This is a genomic window from Algoriphagus sp. (genome assembly GCF_024642405.1).
GTDB lineage: Bacteria > Bacteroidota > Bacteroidia > Cytophagales > Cyclobacteriaceae > Algoriphagus.
Map to the genome: position 1 here is coordinate 1 of NZ_JAHEBC010000120.1, position 4099 is coordinate 4099.

The 4099-nt window shown below is 33.1% G+C and carries 3 protein-coding genes and 1 pseudogene; all 4 read left to right on the plus strand.

Annotated features, from left to right (window positions below; translation table 11 throughout):
- Nucleotides 1–175 (plus strand): annotated as a pseudogene (locus tag Q0L68_RS10675) (sugar phosphate isomerase/epimerase); the annotation flags it as partial.
- A gap of 137 nt (nucleotides 176–312) precedes the next feature.
- Nucleotides 313–876 carry a hypothetical protein gene (locus Q0L68_RS10680; protein ID WP_296702744.1) on the plus strand — a complete coding sequence of 188 codons (564 nt, stop codon included), beginning with the start codon at nucleotides 313–315 and terminating at the stop codon, nucleotides 874–876.
- Nucleotides 877–1301: 425 nt separating this feature from the next.
- Nucleotides 1302–1943, plus strand: a complete 642-nt coding sequence (locus Q0L68_RS10685) for an energy transducer TonB (RefSeq protein WP_296702746.1) — start codon at nucleotides 1302–1304, stop codon at nucleotides 1941–1943.
- Nucleotides 1944–2360: 417 nt separating this feature from the next.
- On the plus strand, nucleotides 2361–3821 hold the full coding sequence (locus tag Q0L68_RS10690; protein WP_296702749.1) for a hypothetical protein: 1461 nt from the start codon (nucleotides 2361–2363) through the stop codon (nucleotides 3819–3821).
- Nucleotides 3822–4099 lie beyond the last annotated feature (278 nt).

Here is a 4099-nt window from a genome sequence, read left to right on the forward strand (position 1 = left end):
ACTCGAGGTAGGCCGTGGGATAATCGACTTTCCGGCAATGGTAAAAATGATCAGAAAAGTAGGTTACACAGGTGTGTGCAGTTTGGAGCACGAGAGAAATATGGACAATCCATTTATGGGGATAGCAGAATCCCTAGGATATTTCCGGGGAGTAATTGAAACAACCAAAGAATAGATTTCTAATTATTCTTAAGACTAAAAAGGCTGAATTCTAAAGAGTTCAGCCTTTTTCATATTTCAATTTTAATATTTTAAAAAACTCAATTTTTATTAACAAAAAACCAAACAATTATAAGAAATCAATTTTTAATTTTGTCCGTTTTTGCCGCAATCCTATTTTCTTGCAGCAATGATTTAGCACTCAATGATGACATAGACATGGCAAGTCAAAAAGATATTGCAAGTTTAAGGTCTAATGAAACAGATGTGAATAATCCCATAAATGGAGGAGAAAATCACAGGCAGTCCCCTACTAATATTAGAATAAAAAACCTAGAGGGTGATTTTAATCTTTTTCCTAGTGATGGAGTAACTTGTTCAGCTTTTGTTTTAAATGCTTTTGGCGAAGGAACGGTACCACATCTTGGGCTAAGTACCGTGTTTGAGGAATGGTGTTATAACCCTTCAATACCTAATGATTTGGGCACAAGATCAGTCACATTTACAGCTGCAAATGGTGATGAGTTATGGGGAACTCATTATTTTTTTGAAGGGATTTCACCAATCTCATTTGAAGAAAGATACAACTTCGACGGGGGAACCGGGCGCTTTGAGAATGCCACAGGAGATTTTACGCAAATTGTAGATATTAATTTTGACGAAACTGGGTTAGCTGGAACATTTATTTTAAATGGAGAGGGAACATTAACTTATTAAACTCTAGAAATAAATTAAAGATCATTCCAAGTAATTTTTTCTTGGAATGATTTTTTTTTGATTGATTGGAATAAACCAAAAGAATTCAATAAATAAAGGGTTTGAACTCAATCTAAATTTTATATAATCATCTATATTAGAATAATATTTAAAGCCCTCAGGGAAAGACTCTATGAATAGAGACACACTATAAAATTAATTAATTCACAATAGTTTTTTATAAAAAAAATATAACAAAAAATTATTCAAATTAAATATATATAATATTAGGAACTATTTTTAGTTAATGTTTGTAATATAAATGTGATGCAATAAAGTATTGCACATAATAATTTATAATAAATAATATATATAGAAAGGAATTAATAATGCCATTTTTAAATAAACATATCAATCTTATAAAATCATTAACAGTAGTATTTATTATGCTACTATCTTTATCACCTGTTAAAGCTCAAGATTTAAACATCAATACGATTGCTGATCTTGAGAATTTGCAAGATCGAGATATGGATTACTTGAGACAGATTCATGAAATCACCAAAGATTATCCCGCTTTCGCATACGAATATACCATGAATGATGGTAAAGTAACTGATGTTATTGTCACTGGAGTAAACAGTGATATGGACAGAAAAAGGTTAGAAGTAATCCTATTTGACCTTAAAAGCAACAAAAATAAGTTGAAGAATAAATCAAATAGAGTCGGAGTTTTTTATTCGGTAGATGAAAACGCAGAATACAAAGGAGATCTAAAAGAAGATGTACTTAGTAATTTAAAATTCCCTGCCGATGCAAAAGATTGGGGAATTGAAGGAACCATCTTTGTAAAATTTGTAGTGGATGAAAATGGGGAAATACCATTCGCAACAACTGCATCCAATATTGATACTTCGGTAGAATATTATCTTGAAGATTTAGAAAATCAAGCTGTTTCTGCTATTAAAGCAACTTCCGGGAACTGGGAGCCTGCAGAGGTAGAAGGCGTCGATGTATCTTCACTTGAAGTGATGCCAGTCACCTTCGATTTTCAAAAGAATCCTACCCTGCCTGCAATTATAAGATAATAGCAAAGCAAAATAGTAGGTTATTCAATCAGTAACAAATTGATTATTGAAAATATAAAACCAGATGTTTATTGCATCTGGTTTTTTTTGTCAAAATACGATGATCCAAAATTAAAATATCCTTAGTATTTAACTTAGGGAAAATTCATCAGCAATTATTTTATAAAAAACGGATTCAATCTTTTAGAAAAACCGTAAATATAGCCGAGGGTATTGTTTGGAATTAGGAATTTAAAAGAGTAGATAAAGAATTATCTGTTTTATATAAATCCTATTTCTCATTCTTTATTTTATCTAAATATTTTAAACCAACATATTAACTCATATTCAACACATTAACTTTTTAAAAGAAATTTGAAATTCAGTTGAAAGGTAGTAAATTTTACTTTCTAGATTTTTCACTTCAAACTAAAGGGCATGCTTAATCAATCAATTTTTTTTGCAATCCATCCCGATGCTCCCAAAAACATGAGAGTATTTGGTGACAAAGTTTATGACCCCACAAAAAAGAAATCTAATACCCGGGGAAGTACTACCAATTCAGTGGGATTTGAATCCAGAGATAATCAACCAACTCCTGGTCTTCAAATTCCAGAACTTATCAGTTCCTATAAAGGAGGAATTGATACCATCTTATTTGCTTTTCCAAATGCTCCACATTTTGAAACTAATGAAACTGCGGAGGCTTATAAATCTTTGATTAAGGCTCTTCGAATAGGAACAAATTTCATCGTAGTTCATTATGAAGCAGATAGAGAAGTGATTGAAAATTGGTTTACGACTCTGGGCCATAGAATTTCTTCAATAAACTGGGTTCCACTACCTAGCTATGTGGATTTTACAGATTGGGCTGAAGATGCATATGTAGCGCTGAAAGACGCATACGATGAAACTTATTATCTCATGGAACCTTGGGAATTCCCAAGATCAGGAGACCAAATTATTGCGGACACTGTAGATGAATATACATTCCTCAATTCTCGTCAAGCACCATTAATTTTTCAAGGTGGAAATTGTCTGGTAGCAGATGATTTCTGGATTCTTGGTAAGGATTATTATCAAGACACTATCAATATGATCAACGATAATACACTTCCCTTAAGGCCTTCTCAAGGACAAACCATAGAGGATCTTGTCAGAAAAAGCTTTAGCGATTTTGTTGATCAACGCAGACCCATGTTTGTCGCTGGAACCAAAAAAGAAATTACGCTACCAGCTTATGTGGGGACAAAAGAATCCGGAGAATTCATCCTTGACATTGTCGGAGCTGGCACGGGACCTTACCAACCCATTTTCCATATTGATATGTTTATCAGCCTCATCGGCAAAAATAAAGATGGATTATTTGAAATGATGGTTGGATCGCCAAAACTAGGAAATAAACTTTTAGGTCTTCCTGACCGAGCTCACAATTTACAGGAGGCATATGATGAGATTGCTCGTTCATTCAAAAAGCAAGGGATAAAAGTCTATAGAAATCCACTTGTTCATTTCCCTGAATTCACGGGTAGGGAAATCTCAATTAATTATTTACGTGAATTAGCGATTAGCAATCCCACAGATAGGGATATACTAAGTGTTGTGAAGGATTTCAATAATCTTGGAGCCAGAGATAATGATGTAGCGCTCGTAAGAAATTGGCATCACATTACTAGCAATAACTGCTTGGTAGAAAATAGCGAGGTTTACGGGAAACATGTATACCTCCCTACGTTTGGGCACGGAGAATATTTAAGTCTTTCTGCATTGGATGACCAAATGAAAAAATTGTGGGAGAAATATGGGTTTAATGTTCATCAGCTAGGAGACTTCAACAGTTTTGCGAAAAGACAAGGAGTAGTTCATTGTATTTCAAAGTATATTAAGAGGACTGATTAATTATGATATTCTTGAGTTCAATCCCTTGTCATGTGGATCTAAAAAAAATAATTCCAGCTGATTGATAAGATCAACAGGTCCATGCCTTTTTATTTGGCAGAATTAACGGAAATTTCAAAGGAGCTGACATTGTCATTATTACACTGGTGTCGAAAGCCAAAAAGAGTTAATCTGATTAACAAAAAATGAAAAAAAGGATTTTCTATTTAATAGGTTTTATATTTTTTATTATCGGAATTTACCTGACAACTAAAATAGTCTCTGATATAATTGAAGAA

Coding starts and splice junctions, on each gene's coding strand:
- Q0L68_RS10690 (WP_296702749.1), top strand. CDS start 2,361: ATGCTTAATCAATCAATTTTTTTTGCAATCCATCCCGATGCTCCCAAA.
- Q0L68_RS10685 (WP_296702746.1), top strand. CDS start 1,302: ATGCTACTATCTTTATCACCTGTTAAAGCTCAAGATTTAAACATCAAT.